Genomic DNA, 14,746 nt, shown 5'->3' with positions numbered 1-14,746 from the left:
ATCGCAGAGGAGGGCCGTCTCCAGGGACGACCGTCAGAACACCGCCGCCTGGCTCGCTTCAGAGGCCACTGCAGAGATCAGTGGGGCCCAGCGGGGGTGAAAAAGGTGCGTGAAGGACTGAACGGGTGGGGGGAACGCCATAAGCGCAAACCCACCCGTGGTCGGGTGTTCATACAACGTACTGCCTCCGGCTGGCGGGTTACCGTATGCGGACCTGCGAGGAAGGGGTGATCCTCTGCGGGGAGTCGAGCAGTATTTCGATGTGTGCGGCCGGGCATGGTGTGCGCGGCATGCGACAAGCTAATGATCGGCAATGCCACCCGTCAACCTCCGGCGATCGGGCAATTACACAACGGGAAAGTTGTACGGTGCTCGGAATAAATGATTCCGAGCTTGGAAAGGGTGGATATCCCTCCACAACCGGGCGTTGCGGGCCACGAGATCCGGCCATCCGCCGCGTGACGATCAAGCTTCTCGTGGGCACAACTCCCTTGGGGGGTGGGCGTGATGCCGATCGAGATGTGGTGGTTCCTTGCCGCGGCCTGCGGCCAACTGGCCGCCGCGGCCTATCTGTCGCGAAACCGCAGCCCGCGAGGGGTGGAGCTCTCCCCGCAGGCGCTCGCCCTCCTGCGGGGCGGACGGCGGGCCGCCGTCACCGTGGCGCTCGTCGCCCTCCACCAGCGGGGCGCGGTCGCCGCCGGCCGCAAGGGGACCATTCGCGCCAATGGTGGGCCGGGACAGACCCGCGACCCGGTGCAGCTCGGAGTGCACCGCTCCCTCCAACGAGCCCTTGACATAAGGACGTTGGCCTCGCGCCCGCCGGCGCGCCGGGCCGTCGACGCGCTGTGGGCCGAGCTGGGGCGGGCCGGGCTGGTCCGGCCGCCGGAACGGGTCACGGTCGTGCGTGTCCTGCTCGGGTGCGTGCCGCTCACGGTGGCCGCGGGGCTGCTGACCGCGCTGCCCACGGGGGCCGTCCTCACCCTGGCCCTCGGCATGGGCGCCGTACCGGTCCTGGCGGCGGCCGCCCTGTTCGTGGCGGCGCCGACGTCGCGTGCCGCGCACCGGCTCCTCGCGGAGCTGCGCGAGCGGCACCCGCTGCCCGCGCACCGCTCCGAGGTCACCGACGGAGAGCTGGTCCAGCTGTACGTCGCCCTGTACGGCGACCCCGCGCTGGCCCTCTTCCTCCCCCGTTTCTCACGGGACGGCGGGCTTCTGGCCCCGGACCGCCCCGACCGCTCCTGACCGCTTGGAGACCGCGCCATACTCGTCGTATGCGCATCCGAGCGGCCACGCCGGCCGAACTCCCGTTGCTCCAGGACATCGAACGGGCCGCGGGTGAACCCTTCCGCTCCCTCGGCATGGCGGTCATCGCCGACGACGAACCCCTGCCCCTGGACGTCCTGGACACCTACCGGCGGGCCGGGCGCGCCTGGGTGGCGGTCGACGCGGGCGACCTTCCCGTCGGGTACCTGCTCACGGACCCCGTCGACGGGGCGGCCCACATCGAGCAGGTCTCGGTGCACCCGGCCGCCTCCCGTCGCGGCATCGGACGCTCGCTCATCGAGCACCTGGCGACCGGGGCGGCGCGGCAGGGGCTGACCGCCCTGACGCTGACCACCTTCGACGAGGTGCCGTGGAACGCCCCGTACTACACGCGCCTCGGCTTCCGCGCCCTCGCCGACACGGACCCGGCGCTCACGGCCGGCCTGCGGGCCATCCAGCGGGCCGAGGCCGCTCACGGCCTGGCGACCTGGCCCCGGGTGTGCATGCGCCGCGAACTGGGCGCCGCCCCCGCCCGCCCGCCGTCGGACGGGTGACGGCGCCGCCCCGACGAGCGGGCCCTGAGCGGCAGGGAACGCCTCGGTGAAGCCCCGTCATCCCTCCTCCTCCGCGCCCCCGTCCCCGTACCGCCGGCGCAGCTCCACCTTCCGCACCTTGCCGCTCACGGTCATCGGGAACTCCGCGAGGATCTCCACCCGGCGCGGGACCTTGTAGTGCGCCAGACGGTCGCGGCAGTACGCCGTGATGTCGTCCAGGGTCGGCGGGTCCGCGGGGTCGCACGGGATCACGCAGGCCAGGATCTCCTCGCCGTACCGGTCGTCGGGGACCCCGACGACCTGGACGTCGGCGATCTTCTCGTATCCGTGCAGGAACTCCTCGATCTCCCGCGGGTACACGTTCTCCCCACCACGGATGATCATGTCCTTGATGCGGCCGACGATCTGGACGTAGCCGTCCTCGCGCATCACCGCCAGGTCGCCGGTGTGCATCCAGCGGCCCGCGTCGACGGCCTCGGCCGTCCTCTCGGGATCGTTCCAGTAGCCGAGCATCACGCCGTAGCCGCGGGTGCAGAGCTCGCCCGCCTCCCCGCGCGGCCGCGTCGTGCCGTCCACCGGGTCGACGATCTTCACCTCCACATGCGGCATGACCCGCCCCACCGTGCCCGTGCGGCGCTCCAGGTCGTCGTCGATCCTGGTCTGGGTGGAGACGGGCGAGGTCTCCGTCATCCCGTAACAGATCGACACCTCCGCCATGTTCATCTCGGTGACCACCCGCTTCATCACCTCCACCGGGCAGGGCGAGCCCGCCATGATCCCGGTGCGCAGTGTGGAGAGGTCGTACGAGGCGAAGTCGGGGAGGTTCAGCTCCGCGATGAACATGGTCGGCACGCCGTAGAGCGAGGTGCAGCGCTCCCGCTCGACCGCGCGGAGGGTGGCCGCGGGGTCGAAGGACGGTGCCGGGATGACCACGCAGGCGCCGTGGGAGGTGGCCGCGAGGTTCCCCATCACCATGCCGAAGCAGTGGTAGAACGGGACGGGGACACAGATCCGGTCCCGCTCGGTGTAGGCGATCATCTCGCCCACGAAATAGCCGTTGTTGAGGATGTTGTGGTGGGAGAGGGTCGCGCCCTTGGGGAATCCCGTGGTCCCCGAGGTGTACTGGATGTTGACCGGTTCGTCGCAGGACAGCTCCGCCGGCCGCCGGTCCCCCGCCGTACGGGTGAGCAGCGCGTCCCAGCTCGGATCGCCGATGTAGACGGTCTCCCGCAGCTCCGGGCAGTTCGGGCCGACCTGCTCGACCATCGCCCGGTAGTCGCTCGTCCTGTGCGCGAGGGAGGCGAAGAGCAGGGAGATCCCGGCCTGCCGGAGCACGTACTCCACCTCGTGCGCCCGGTAGGCCGGGTTGATGTTCACCATGACGGCGCCGATGCGGGCGGTGGCGTACTGCACGAGCATCCACTCGGCGCAGTTCACCGCCCAGATTCCGACCCGGTCCCCCTTGCCGACCCCGCTGCCGAGCAGCGCGTCCGCCAACCTCGCGACATCCGCGCCGAATTCGGCGTACGTCCAGCGGCGCCCGGTCGGGACGTCGACGAGCGCCTCGCGCTCGGGCCAGGCCGCGACGGCTCGGTCGAGGTTGGCGCCGATGGTGTCGCCGAGGAGCTCGGTGGAGCTCGCCCCGTGTGCGTAGGAGAGGGTCATGCGAGGTCCCCCTCCGCGTACTCCGTGCCCTCGCCCTTCGCCGTACGCTCGCGCAGCTCGATCCGGCGGATCTTCCCCGAGACCGTCTTCGGCAGCTCGGCGAACTCGATGCGCCGGACCCGCTTGTACGGGGCGAGCACCGCGCGCGAGTGCGCGAAGAGCGCCTTCGCCGTGTCCTCGCCCGGCTCCCAGCCGTCCGCGAGGACGACGTACGCCTTCGGGACGGCGAGCCGCAGGGGATCCGGGGCCGGGACGACCGCGGCCTCGGCCACCGCCTCGTGCTCCAGGAGCGCGCTCTCCAGCTCGAAGGGGCTGATCTTGTAGTCACTGGCCTTGAAGACGTCGTCGGCCCGCCCGACGTAGGTGATGTAGCCCTCGGCGTCGCGGGAGCCGATGTCACCGGTGCGGTAGTAGCCGCCGGCCATCGCCTCGGCCGTGCGCTCCGGGTCGCCGTGGTAGCCGGTCATCAGGCCGACCGGGTCGGTGGCGAGGTCCAGACAGATCTCGCCCTCGTCCACGTCCGCCGTGCCGCTCACCGGGTCGACCAGGGTGACCCGGAAGCCGGGGCTCGGCCGGCCCATGGAGCCTTCCTTGAGGCGCTGGCCGGGGCTGTTGGAGACCTGGACGGCCGTCTCGGTCTGGCCGAATCCGTCGCGGACGGTGACGCCCCAGGCGCGGCGCACGGACTCGATCACTTCCGGGTTGAGCGGCTCTCCTGCGGCGACGACCTCCCGCGGCGGGTTCTTCAGCTGCGTCAGGTCGGCCTGGATCAGCATGCGCCAGACGGTCGGCGGGGCACAGAAGCTGGTGACGCCGTTCCGGTCCATCTCGGCCATCAGGCGGGCCGCGTCGAAGCGGGTGTAATTGTGGATGAAGACGGTCGCCTCGGCGTTCCACGGGGCGAAGAGGTTGGACCAGGCGTGCTTGGCCCAGCCCGGCGAGGAGATGTTCAGATGCACGTCGCCGGGCTTGAGGCCGATCCAGTACATGGTGGCGAGGTGGCCGACGGGGTACGACGTGTGGGTGTGCTCGACGAGCTTGGGCCGGGCCGTCGTGCCGGAGGTGAAGTACAGCATCAGCGGGTCGTCGGCGCGGGTGACTCCGTCGGCCTCGAAGGTGCCGAAGGCGCCGGCGGCCTCCTCGTACGGGAGCCAGCCGTCGCGCCCTCCCCCGACGACGATCCGGGTGTACTCCCCCGGCACGTCGTCGAACTTCGCGGTGTCCTCGGCGCGCACGATCACATGACGGGCCCGGCCGCGCTCGACACGGTCCCGCAGGTCGGCGGGGCCGAGGAGCGGGGTGGCCGGGATGACGACGGCGCGCAGCTTCATGGCGGCGAGCGCGGTCTCCCACAGCTCGGCCTGGTTGCCGAGCATGACGATGATCCGGTCGCCGGCCCGAACCCCTTGTGCGCGCAGCCAGTTGGCGGCGCGGTGGGAGCGTTCGCTCATCTCGGCGAAGCTGAGGCGCGTCTCGGTGCCGTCCTCCTCGACGATGTGGAGGGCGGTCCTGTCGTTGCCGGCCGCGATGACGTCGAACCACTCCAGGGCCCAGTTGAACCGTTCGGGGCGGGGCCAGGCGAAGCCGTCGTAGGCCGTCTCGTAGTCCTCGCGGTGCTGCAGCAGGAAGTCGCGGGCGGCCCGGAACCTCTCCGTCGCCGTGGTAGCCGTCATGTGTCCTCCTCGTTGCGGGACCGGTCCCGGACATCGTGTAATCAGTGACCCAGGTCTCACTACCCCCGTTCGGGGGTGAAGGAGTGGTCGCGTGCCCGAGCGGACGGATGCGGTGGAGATGCGCGGAGCTCTGCTGCGGCTGCGCCGGACCACCGGACTGCAGGTGGTCTTCGGCGGACTGCTGCACGAGGGCAGGCCGCTGCACATCACGGAGCTGAACGGCACCGTCACTCCGGCCCTGCGCGGACTCGCGATCTCGGCGGGCAGCGGCCTGGGCGGGAAGTGCCTGGCCCTGGCGCGGCCGTGCGCGGTCGTCGACTATCCGTCGGCGCGGCACATCACACACGAGTACGACGGTCCGGTGTCGGCGGAGGGCCTGCGCTCGGTGATCGCGGTGCCCGTGGTCGTACGGCGCAGGGTGCGCGGGGTGCTGTACGGGGCGCTGCGGGACGCCCTGCCGCTGGGTGAGCGCGTCGCCGACGCGGTGGTGGCGGCGGCGCGGGACGTCGAACAGGCGCTGGCGGTACGGGACGAGGTGCGGCGGCCACCGGCGGCGCCGGCCGCGGGCCCGTCGTGGGAGGAGGTCCGCCAGGCACACGGCGAGCTGCGCGAACTGGCCCCGCAGATCGCGGACCCGCGGCTGCGGGCGCGGCTGCTGGCGGTGTGCGGCCGGCTGGAGACGGCCTCGGCGGAGCCGGAACGCCGACCGGGCGTGTCGCTGACACCGCGCGAGCTGGACGTGCTGGCGGCGGTGGCCTCGGGAGCGACGAACGCGGCGGCGGCGGCCCGTCTGGGCCTGCGCCCGGAAACGGTGAAGGGCTACCTCCGCTCCACCATGCGGAAGCTGGGTGCGCACACGCGACTGGAGGCGGTGGTGGCGGCGCGGAGGGCGGGGGTGCTGCCGTAGGGATGTCGGGGCCGGGTGCCGGGGCCGGGTGCCGGGGGGCGCCCGCCGGGAGTTTCCGTGTCGCCGTCCGCGCGCAGGACGGGGCCGGGCGTCGCGGGCCCGGCAAGATCGGCAAGACACCCCCTAGGACTCCACGGTGCCGAACCCCGCCTCGTACGGAAGGTCCGGCCGGGCCAGCACCCCCAGCATGCGCTCGGCCTCCGCCTCCAGTTCGGCGCGCTGGGTCCTGGTCGGACTGCCGAAGGGCTGGATGGTCATCGTCGTGCGCTCCTTGGTCTCCTCCAGGCGCCAGAGGCCGGCGAGGAGGCCGTCGAGCAGGAAGACGCAGTACGCCTGGCTGCCCTTCCAGGTGCGGCGCCTGGCCTCCGGGGAGAGGACGCGGCTGCGGTCGGCGTGGGAGAGGAGCAGGTTGTCGAATTCGGGGAGGAAGCGCGGCGGGGCGGGGGTGTCCTCGGCGGGGCGCGGGGCGTCGGGCAGGTCGAAGAGTTCGACGCCCTGCTCGTCCTGGAAGGTGAGGAGCCGGGGCCGCAGGCGCTCGAAAGCTTCGCGGAGACGGGTGAGCCCGGACCAGGTCTGCATGTCCTTGACGGAGGCGGGGCCGAACGCGGCGAGATAGCGCAGGACGGTGTCGTCGGGGGCGGGAACGGGCGCGGCGGGACGGCCGAGCCAGGTCTCGGCCGTCGTCAGGGAGACCTGCCCGCTCCGGCGCCACAGGCCGCGCGGCGTGACCTGGACGAGGGGGAGCAGACAGCGCGCGGCGACGCCGAGGGACTGCGGGTCTGCGTCGGGCCACTCGACGAGGAGGGTTTCGCGGATCTCCTTCGGCGTGCGGGGCCGCTCCTCGACGAACGCGCGGGCGAGGGCGGCGAGCCGGTCGAGGTCGACGCCGGCGAGGCCCTTGCGGAAGATACCGAGCTCGCGGTCGCGGGCGGCCTGGACCAGGGGTCGCAGGGTGAGCACGTCCTCGGCGGTGTGGGTGTGGATGGTGGAGCGCATGGTGACGATGCGGGCGACCTCGCGGGACTCCATGAGCGCGGAGAGGTGCTCGGGGCGAAAGCCTTCGAGGCGGGCGGCGAGCGCGACGTACGGCGGCTTGGTGTTCTGCGCCTGGAGGCCGAGGAGGTGGGAGACGGCGTCCTTGGCGGACATCGCGGCGGGGGCGAGGAGGAGCTGGCGGGCCAGCGTGGCGCGGCCCAGCGCGCGGGGGGAGAGGACCGGATGCGTCGTCACCGTGGCCTTCGACATCTTCGTCGCCTTCGTCGTCTTCGTCGTCTTGGAGGCCATGTGCGGCACGCTACTCGGGCTTGCGGACAGGTACGGTCCGCAAGCCGGGCAAGGGCTGGGGACAGGTACGGTCCGCAAGCCGGGCAAGGGCCGGGCCCGGCGCCGTCGCGCTGCCGTAATTCGCCCCGTATATCCTGCCGGGAGACCCTGGCCCCGATCATGTACAGGGAGATGGACCCACGATGTCGGAGCGCCGCCCCCGCGCCGCCTGGCGCCGCCAGCCGGAACCCCCGGCCGCGCCGCCCGAGCGGCCGCCCGGCCCCGCGGCCGACGCGCCGGCCGCCCGGCCGGCCGTCGTCCAGGCGACCGTCTACCGGGACGGCCGCCGGGTGTCCTCCCCCGCCACCCTGGCCGAGACCTTCCGGCAGCTGCGCGAGTACCCGGACGGCATGGCGTGGATCGGCCTGCATCGGCCGACGGAGTCCGAACTCCATTCGCTGGCCGGTGAGTTCGACCTCCACGAGCTGGCCGTCGAGGACGCCCTGGAGGCGCACCAGCGACCCAAGCTGGAACGTTACGGCGACACCCTCTTCGTCGTCCTGCGCGCGGCCCGCTATCTGGACGCCCAGGAAGAGGTGGACTTCGGCGAGCTCCACGTCTTCGTGGGCCAGGACTTCGTGATCACGGTCCGCCACGGAGCGGCCCCCGACCTCTCGGCGGTCCGCCACCGCATGGAGGAGAACCCCGACCTGCTGGCCCTGGGCCCCGAGGCGGTGCTGTACGCGATCCTGGACGCGGTGGTGGACGGCTATGCCCCGGTGGTCGCTGGCGTCCAGAACGACATCGACGAGATCGAGACGGAGGTCTTCGGCGGCGACCCGGCGGTCTCCCGCCGCATCTACGAACTCTCCCGCGAGATGGTCGAGTTCCAGCGCGCCACCCGCCCGCTGGTGAGCATGCTGCACGGCCTGATGGCGGGCTTCGCCAAGTACGGCACGGACGAGGAACTGCAGCGCTACCTCCGCGACGTCGCCGACCACGTGACCCACACGAGCGAACGCGTGGACGGCTTCCGCCAGGCCCTGACGGAGATCCTGACGGTGAACGCGACCCTGGTGACACAGCAGCAGAACGCGGAGATGCGGGCACTGGCGGAGGCGGGCTTCGAGCAGAACGAGGAGATCAAGAAGATCTCCTCGTGGGCGGCCATCCTCTTCGCCCCCACGCTGGTCGGGACGATCTACGGCATGAACTTCGACAACATGCCGGAGCTGCACTGGGCGGGTGGCTATCCCTTCGCGATCCTGCTGATGGCCGTGGTGTGCACGAGTCTCTACGTCATCTTCAAGCGGCGGGACTGGCTGTAGCCGGCGGTCGGACGGGTGCCGTGCCGCTGTCATGTCCGGGCGGGGCGGAGCAGCCGCCGCGGTCGGCCCGGGCGGCGGCGAGGACGGCCGGTGCGACGCGGGTCGCCACCCGCGTGAGCGGGAGCGACCGTCCCCCTCAGCGCCGGTCAGCGGGCGGGGGCCGCTGACGCCCGGCGGTGCTGGATGTTGACGGCCGCGGCCTTGGCCGGCGCCAGGGGGTTCAAGAAGCGCACCGGGCTGATCAGGCGGGATGCGAACAGATGTGCCCGAGGAGCGGATCGACGCCGGGGGTCTCCCCCGCGCGGGACCTGATCAACGGATCGAGGGTGCTGCGCCGGAGGTTGTACGCGTACGGCAGCTCAGGGCCCTCCGGCGCGGCCCTCGGCTCGATCCAGCCCCAACGGGTCTACCAGCGGGCCTCGTTGCGGACGGCGCCCGCCTTTTCCAGCGCGGCGACGAGTCCGAGTTCGTCCAGCACCGGGTAGGCGTTGGCCGTCAGGGAGTGGGTGCACAGCACCTTGTACGCCTCGGGGTCCGAGCGGCGTTCCAGCAGGGCGAGGCGGACTCCGCGCCGGGCGAGCAGGATCGCCGCGGCACTGCCGGCGAGGCCGGCTCCGCTGATGACGACGTCGTAGTCGTCCCTCGCGCTCTCGGGCTCGGTCATGCGCTGATCGCCCCCTTGTGGTGCAATGCCACTGCTGTCAGGAGCATGACTGATTGTCAAGGGCGGGGCGCGCCGGCCGGCGGACCGGAAACGACGATGCCCCCGTCGCCGCGCGAACGAAGGAGTGCCGACCTTGCTCACGACGGGGTACACGGAAGCGCAGTACGGCGGAGTGAACGGCGGAGTCACCGTGCTCGTCGGCGCCGAGCGGGGCACCTACCCGTACGCCAACTCCATGCTCGTACGCGGCACCTCCGAGACGCTGATCATCGACCCGTCGCTGTCACTCGTCGGATCGGCACCACCCGCGGACCTCGCTCTCGTGAGCCACGCGCACGAGGACCATGTCGCGGGTCTCGCCGACTACGACGACCACGTACCCGTCCAGACCCACGAGAAGGACCTCGCCGCGCTGCGCTCTCGCGCGGTCATGGCCGCCAACTACGACCAACCGCCGGACGCCACCGAGCACACGGAGCGGATGCTGCGCGACCAGTTCCACGTACGGGACCGTCCCGACGCGAAGGGATTCACCGACGGCGCCGTGTTCGACCTCGGCGGTCGCACCGTGACCGTCGTGCATCTCCCCGGCCACACCCCGGGCCACAGCGGCTTCCTGATCGAGCCGGACGGCTTCCTCTTCGTGTCGGACATCGATCTGACGTCGTTCGGCCCCTACTACGGAGACATCGGCAGCAGCCTCCCGGATTTCGAGGCGTCCATGCGCCGGTGCCGGGAGATCGACGCCCGCTGGTACGGCACGGCCCACCAGAAGGGCGTGATCGAGGGCGCCGCGGAGTTCTCCGAGCGGCTCGACGCCTTCGTCGGGGTGGTGGAGAGACGGGACGCGACCCTCCTGGCGTTCCTCCACGAACCGCGGACCGTCGAGGAGATCGCCCACCACAGGCTGGTCTACCGGCCCCACGTCGAAGGCGCCCATGTGCAGCCGGTGGAGCGACGGACCGCGGTGCAGCACCTGGAGCGGTTGACCGGCGCGGGGCTGGTCACCGAGGTCGAAGAAGGACGGTTCCGCGCCATGTGACCCGTCGGCGGTGGTGTGCGTGACCGGCATCAAGAACGCGTAAAGATTGCCGGAGTCCGGCAATGAACTGCCGTGCGCTTCGGTGGGAACATCCGCCGACGGCAGAAACGGCACGGCCTGCGCGTGCGGACCGAGGGGACATGGCATGACGTGGTTTCTCGGTTTCGGCATGGCAGGACTCGTGCTGCTCGTTCTGTCCCTGGTCCTGGACGGGGTGCTGGAGGGGGTTCTCGAAGGGATCGGCGGGGGACTGGACGGATTCCTGTCGTTGCCGGTGATCGCCGGGTTCGTGTCCGCGCTCGGCTTCACGGGCGCGATCGTCCTGGGGACCACCGGTACGGGGGCGGGGGTCGCCACCGGTGCGGGTGTGGCGGCGGGGGTCGTCGCGAGCCGGCTGTCGTGGAAGTTCAGCCGGATGCTGATGCGCGACGGAGCCGCGCCCGCACCGAGGGGTGAGGACCTGACCGGGAGTACGGGCTCGGTGGTCACCGCGATTCCCGCCGGCGGATACGGCGAGGTGCTGCTGTACCTGGCCGGTCAGCCGGTCAAGTACGCGGCGAGGTCCGCCCGCCCCGTGCCGCGCGGCGTCGAGGTCTGGGTCGAGTCGGTGCTCTCCCCGACGTCGGTGGCCGTGCGTCCCGTCGAGCTCTGACCCTCCCCCGTACCCCGTTGCACCTTTCCGTCGGATCCAGTCTCAAGGGATGTGCGTCATGAGCCCTGTCCTCACCGCTGTGGTGGGCATCGTCGTACTCGTCGTACTGCTCGCCCTCGCCATCGTCACGCGCTACAAGGTCGCCGGGCCCAGCGAGGCCTTCATCATCACCGGACGACGCGGCAAGCAGGCCACCGATCCGGCCACCGGACGGGTGTTCACCGACAACAGCGGCCAGAAGGTCGTGGTCGGCGGTGGCGTGTTCGTCGTCCCCTTCGTGCAGCAGAAGTTCACGCTCGACCTGTCCAGCCGCCACATTCCGGTGGCCGTGCGCGGCGCGGTGACCCTTCGGGGGGTCAAGGCGAATCTGGAGGGGGTCGCGATCGTCAAGGTCGGTGGCACAGAGGACTCGATCCGGGCCGCCGCCCAGCGGTTCCTCATGCAGCAGGACGGGATCGTCGGCTTCACCCAGGAGGTGCTGTCGGGCGCGCTGCGCTCCATCGTGGGCCGCATGTCGGTCGAGGACATCATCCGCGACCGCGCCGCGTTCGCCGGCCAGGTCGCGGAGGAGGCCGAGGCGAGCCTGTCGGGGCAGGGTCTGGTCCTGGACGCCTTCCAGATCCAGGACATCACCACCGAAGGCTCCTACCTGGAGGACCTCGGCCGCCCCGAGGCCGCCCGCGCCAAGCAGGAGGCCGACATCGCCGAGGCCGTCGCCCGCCGCGCCGCCGAACAGGCCCGGCTGAAGGCGGAGGAGGAGATCGCGATCGCGCAGCGGACCCTCTACCTGAAGCAGGCCGAGATCAAGGCCCAGACCGACGAGGCCGCCGCCCAGGCCAACGCCGCCGGTCCCCTCGCCGAAGCCGACCGCCGGCAGCAGATCCTCGCCGAGCAGGAGAAGGTCGCCGAGCGGCAGGCGGCACTGACCGACCGTCAGCTCGACACGCAGGTCCGCAAGCCCGCCGACGCCGCCCGCTACCAGGCCGAGCAGGAGGCCGAGGCGCGCCGCGTCGCCCTGGTCAAGCAGGCCGAGGCCGACGCCCAGCGCTCGCGCCTGACCGGTGAGGGCGAGAAGGCCCACCGCGCGGCGCTCGCCGACGCCGTACGCATCGAGGGCGAGGCCCAGGCCGCCGCCATCGCCGCCCGGGGCTCCGCCGAGGCGGAGGCCATGCGTAAGAAGGCCGACGCCTTCGCCCGGTACGGCGACGCCGCCGTCCTGCAGATGCTCGTGGAGGTCCTGCCCCAGGTCGTCGCCAAGGCAGCCGAACCGCTGTCCGCCATCGACAAGATGACGGTGATCTCCACGGACGGGGCGAGCCAGTTGTCCCGTACGGTCGCCGACAACGTCGCCCAGGGCATGGAACTCCTCAGCTCCACGACGGGAGTCGACCTGGCCTCGCTCCTCGAGGGCATCACCCGGAAGAAGCCGGTGTCCGAGAGCACGGCGGTCGAGATCGGCGACGAGGTCGGTAAGGGATGACGGGGACGACGAGCGGAGCTGCGTGTCTGACGACAAGGCGTTCTGGTGGGGCACGGCAAACGTCACCGGACGGCCGCCTGCCAGGCTGGTCGTGGAGGGCCTGGCCGTCGGCCTCCTGACAGCCGGTCCGGTCGCGGGTGCGGCGGTGACGGGTGCGCTGACCGGTTTCGTCGCGGCGGGCACGGCGGTCGGTGTCGTCGTGGGCCTGGCCGGCGCGTGGTACCTCTTCTCGACGAACGCGGGACGGGTCCTGGTGGGCGCGGTCGCCCTGCTCGCCGGGGCCCTCGCCTGGTGGCTGCCGGGCATGACCGCGCAGGCCGTCCTCGTGGCACGCGGCGAGAGCCGTACGGTGGTGGTGACCGAGGTTCACGTCCACCGCCACGAGGGACGGAACCACGCCAAGAACTCCTGCTCGGTACACCTCCTGGACGGCACCCCGGTCCCGACCGAGGCGTGGCGCACCTGCGGCGCGGCTGCGCGCCCGGGCCGGCACCTCGCGATGGTCTTCGACCCGGAGGGCGCCGTCGCGCCGACCGACCGCGTCCTTCCCGCCACCGCCACCGAGGCCCTCGCGGGGCCGGCGGCGGCGACTCTCGCCCTCGCGGCGCTGTGCTGCGTCGCGGTGATCCGGTCCGCGTCACCCGGGGCGGTCGAATCCCGATGAGGACCGTAAAGCGTATCGGGAAGCCGGGGCAACCCTTTCTCGTCCAAAGTCATTTGGTTCAGTGGGAGTTTAGCGGTCGAGGCGAATTCGCGATTACCCGCCTATTGACGCGGAAGGAACGCGCAGTGCCTCATGGTGAGGACCTCCGGCCAACTCGCGCCACCCAGAGGGAATTCCGCCGCACAACGGCCGTTCCTTTGGCATTCGTCTGGCTGCTCTCCATCGCAAGACAACGTTGTCAGAAGCTGCCCTCTTCGGTGACCGGCCGGTCCCCCACGCAAGAACGCCCCTTGAGGAGAGGCATGAAGAAATCATCGCGCAGCACGTGGCTCACGGCCCTCGGCGCTGCGATCGCCGGCGTCGCAGGGCTCCTGCTGCCCGTACTCGGGCCCGCCGGTGAGGCCGAGGCGGCCGCCACGGGCATCCGGGTCAGCAACGGCCGTGTGTACGAGGCCAACGGCAACGAGTTCGTGATGCGTGGCGTCAACCACGCGCACACCTGGTACCCGGACCGGACCGGCTCGATCGCCGACATCGCCGCCAAGGGCGCCAACACCGTCCGTGTCGTGCTCAGCAGCGGCGACCGATGGACCCGGACGAGCACGGAGGAAGTCGCCTCCCTCATCGGCCGGTGCAAGGCGAGCAAGCTGATCTGTGTGCTCGAGGTGCACGACACCACCGGCTACGGGGAGGACGGCGCCGCCACCTCCCTCGACAGGGCGGCGGACTACTGGATCGGCATCAGGAGCGCGCTGCAGGGCCAGGAGAACTACGTCGTCGTCAACATCGGCAACGAGCCCTTCGGCAACACCGACCACGCCGCCTGGACGCAGGCCACCAAGAACGCCATCGGCAAGCTCCGGAACGCGGGCATCGGCCACGCCCTGATGGTCGACGCGCCCAACTGGGGCCAGGACTGGTCGCACACCATGCGGAACAACGCCGCCGCGGTCTTCGCCTCCGACCCCGACCGCAACACCATCTTCTCGATCCACATGTACGGGGTGTACGACACCGCCGCCGAGGTGCAGAGCTACCTCGGGCACTTCGTGAACAACGGTCTCCCGATCGTCGTCGGGGAGTTCGGCGACCAGCACAGTGACGGCAACCCGGACGAGAACGCGATCATGGCGACCGCCCAGTCGCTCAGGGTGGGCTACCTCGGCTGGTCGTGGAGCGGCAACGGCAGCGGGGTCGAGTACCTCGACCTGGTCAACGGCTTCGACGCCGGCTCCCTGACGAACTGGGGCAACCGCCTCTTCAACGGCCCTGACGGCATCGCCACCACGTCCAGGACCGCCACCGTCTACGGCGGAACGGGCGGCGGCACCGGCGGTGGTACGGGCGGTGGGACGGCGCCCAACGGCTACCCGTACTGCGTCCACGGCTCCGCCTCCGACCCCGACGGGGACGGCTGGGGCTGGGAGAACAACCGCTCCTGCGTCGTCCGCGGCAGCTCGGCGGACACCGGCACGGGCGGCGGCACAGGCGGTGGAACGGCGCCCAACGGCTACCCGTACTGCGTCCACGGCTCCGCCTCCGACCCCGACGGGGACGGCTGGGGCTGGGAGAACAACCGCTCCTGCGTCGT

The 14,746-nt window shown here is 71.4% G+C and carries 13 protein-coding genes; 9 read left to right on the top strand and 4 right to left on the bottom strand.

The annotated features are described in order from the left end of the window. Positions 1-507: 507 nt before the first annotated feature. Both ACZ4VW_RS19260 and ACZ4VW_RS19255 read left to right on the top strand, forming a co-directional pair. The gene (locus ACZ4VW_RS19260; RefSeq protein WP_467963855.1) at positions 508-1,242 is read left to right on the top strand and encodes a TIGR04222 domain-containing membrane protein; all 735 of its coding nucleotides are present in this window, start codon (positions 508-510) and stop codon (positions 1,240-1,242) included. Between the two features lie 29 nt (positions 1,243-1,271). Beyond that, the gene (locus ACZ4VW_RS19255) at positions 1,272-1,817 is read left to right on the top strand and encodes a GNAT family N-acetyltransferase (RefSeq protein ID WP_467963853.1); all 546 of its coding nucleotides are present in this window, start codon (positions 1,272-1,274) and stop codon (positions 1,815-1,817) included. Between the two features lie 57 nt (positions 1,818-1,874). Here ACZ4VW_RS19255 and ACZ4VW_RS19250 read toward each other — a convergent pair whose 3' ends face one another. Then, positions 1,875-3,482: an AMP-binding protein gene (locus ACZ4VW_RS19250; RefSeq protein ID WP_467963851.1), complete on the bottom strand. Its 1,608-nt coding sequence runs from the start codon at positions 3,480-3,482 to the stop codon at positions 1,875-1,877. Beyond that, positions 3,479-5,155, bottom strand: a complete 1,677-nt coding sequence (locus ACZ4VW_RS19245) for an AMP-binding protein (protein ID WP_467963849.1) — start codon at positions 5,153-5,155, stop codon at positions 3,479-3,481. The genes ACZ4VW_RS19250 and ACZ4VW_RS19245 overlap by 4 nt, the downstream gene beginning before the upstream one ends. A 91-nt stretch (positions 5,156-5,246) precedes the next feature. Here ACZ4VW_RS19245 and ACZ4VW_RS19240 point away from each other — a divergent pair, with 91 nt between their 5' ends. Then, positions 5,247-6,062 (top strand): helix-turn-helix transcriptional regulator, encoded by an 816-nt coding sequence (locus ACZ4VW_RS19240; RefSeq protein ID WP_467963847.1) that lies wholly within the window; start codon positions 5,247-5,249, stop codon positions 6,060-6,062. A gap of 123 nt (positions 6,063-6,185) precedes the next feature. Here the strand turns inward: ACZ4VW_RS19240 and ACZ4VW_RS19235 are convergent, their stop codons facing one another. Continuing rightward, entirely contained in the window at positions 6,186-7,346 is a 1,161-nt protein-coding gene (locus tag ACZ4VW_RS19235; RefSeq protein ID WP_467963845.1) for a winged helix DNA-binding domain-containing protein, read from the bottom strand. Positions 7,347-7,528: 182 nt separating this feature from the next. Here ACZ4VW_RS19235 and ACZ4VW_RS19230 point away from each other — a divergent pair, with 182 nt between their 5' ends. After that, positions 7,529-8,653: a magnesium and cobalt transport protein CorA gene (locus ACZ4VW_RS19230; RefSeq protein ID WP_467963843.1), complete on the top strand. Its 1,125-nt coding sequence runs from the start codon at positions 7,529-7,531 to the stop codon at positions 8,651-8,653. A gap of 406 nt (positions 8,654-9,059) precedes the next feature. Here ACZ4VW_RS19230 and ACZ4VW_RS19225 read toward each other — a convergent pair whose 3' ends face one another. Further along, the gene (locus tag ACZ4VW_RS19225) at positions 9,060-9,317 is read right to left on the bottom strand and encodes an FAD-dependent monooxygenase (RefSeq protein ID WP_467963841.1); all 258 of its coding nucleotides are present in this window, start codon (positions 9,315-9,317) and stop codon (positions 9,060-9,062) included. 133 nt (positions 9,318-9,450) lie between these two features. On the opposite strand from ACZ4VW_RS19225, the gene ACZ4VW_RS19220 reads away from it, so the two are divergent. The 5 genes from ACZ4VW_RS19220 to ACZ4VW_RS19200 form a co-directional block, all read left to right on the top strand. After that, positions 9,451-10,359 (top strand): MBL fold metallo-hydrolase, encoded by a 909-nt coding sequence (locus ACZ4VW_RS19220; RefSeq protein WP_467963839.1) that lies wholly within the window; start codon positions 9,451-9,453, stop codon positions 10,357-10,359. A gap of 145 nt (positions 10,360-10,504) precedes the next feature. Beyond that, on the top strand, positions 10,505-11,011 hold the full coding sequence (locus tag ACZ4VW_RS19215; protein ID WP_467963836.1) for a hypothetical protein: 507 nt from the start codon (positions 10,505-10,507) through the stop codon (positions 11,009-11,011). Positions 11,012-11,069: 58 nt separating this feature from the next. Continuing rightward, a complete protein-coding gene (locus ACZ4VW_RS19210) occupies positions 11,070-12,491 on the top strand; it encodes a flotillin family protein (RefSeq protein ID WP_467963834.1) in 1,422 nt (473 codons plus the stop codon). A 22-nt stretch (positions 12,492-12,513) separates the two neighbouring features. Further along, the gene (locus ACZ4VW_RS19205) at positions 12,514-13,155 is read left to right on the top strand and encodes a hypothetical protein (RefSeq protein ID WP_467963832.1); all 642 of its coding nucleotides are present in this window, start codon (positions 12,514-12,516) and stop codon (positions 13,153-13,155) included. A 302-nt stretch (positions 13,156-13,457) separates the two neighbouring features. Further along, on the top strand, positions 13,458-14,746 hold a 1,289-nt coding region (locus tag ACZ4VW_RS19200), incomplete at its 3' end, for a cellulase family glycosylhydrolase (protein WP_467963830.1).

This window comes from Streptomyces sp. NPDC029139 (assembly GCF_055564335.1).
The sequence above is the reverse complement of the archived record's forward strand: the minus strand, read 5'-3'. Positions and strand labels throughout refer to the sequence as shown.

Bases quoted from the DNA above. Each gene is read 5' to 3' on its own strand.
- ACZ4VW_RS19260 (WP_467963855.1), top strand. From the start codon at position 508: ATGCCGATCGAGATGTGGTGGTTCCTTGCCGCGGCCTGCGGCCAACTG.
- ACZ4VW_RS19255 (WP_467963853.1), top strand. From the start codon at position 1,272: ATGCGCATCCGAGCGGCCACGCCGGCCGAACTCCCGTTGCTCCAGGAC.
- ACZ4VW_RS19250 (WP_467963851.1), bottom strand. From the start codon at position 3,482: ATGACCCTCTCCTACGCACACGGGGCGAGCTCCACCGAGCTCCTCGGC.
- ACZ4VW_RS19245 (WP_467963849.1), bottom strand. From the start codon at position 5,155: ATGACGGCTACCACGGCGACGGAGAGGTTCCGGGCCGCCCGCGACTTC.
- ACZ4VW_RS19235 (WP_467963845.1), bottom strand. From the start codon at position 7,346: ATGGCCTCCAAGACGACGAAGACGACGAAGGCGACGAAGATGTCGAAG.
- ACZ4VW_RS19230 (WP_467963843.1), top strand. From the start codon at position 7,529: ATGTCGGAGCGCCGCCCCCGCGCCGCCTGGCGCCGCCAGCCGGAACCC.
- ACZ4VW_RS19225 (WP_467963841.1), bottom strand. From the start codon at position 9,317: ATGACCGAGCCCGAGAGCGCGAGGGACGACTACGACGTCGTCATCAGC.
- ACZ4VW_RS19215 (WP_467963836.1), top strand. From the start codon at position 10,505: ATGACGTGGTTTCTCGGTTTCGGCATGGCAGGACTCGTGCTGCTCGTT.
- ACZ4VW_RS19210 (WP_467963834.1), top strand. From the start codon at position 11,070: ATGAGCCCTGTCCTCACCGCTGTGGTGGGCATCGTCGTACTCGTCGTA.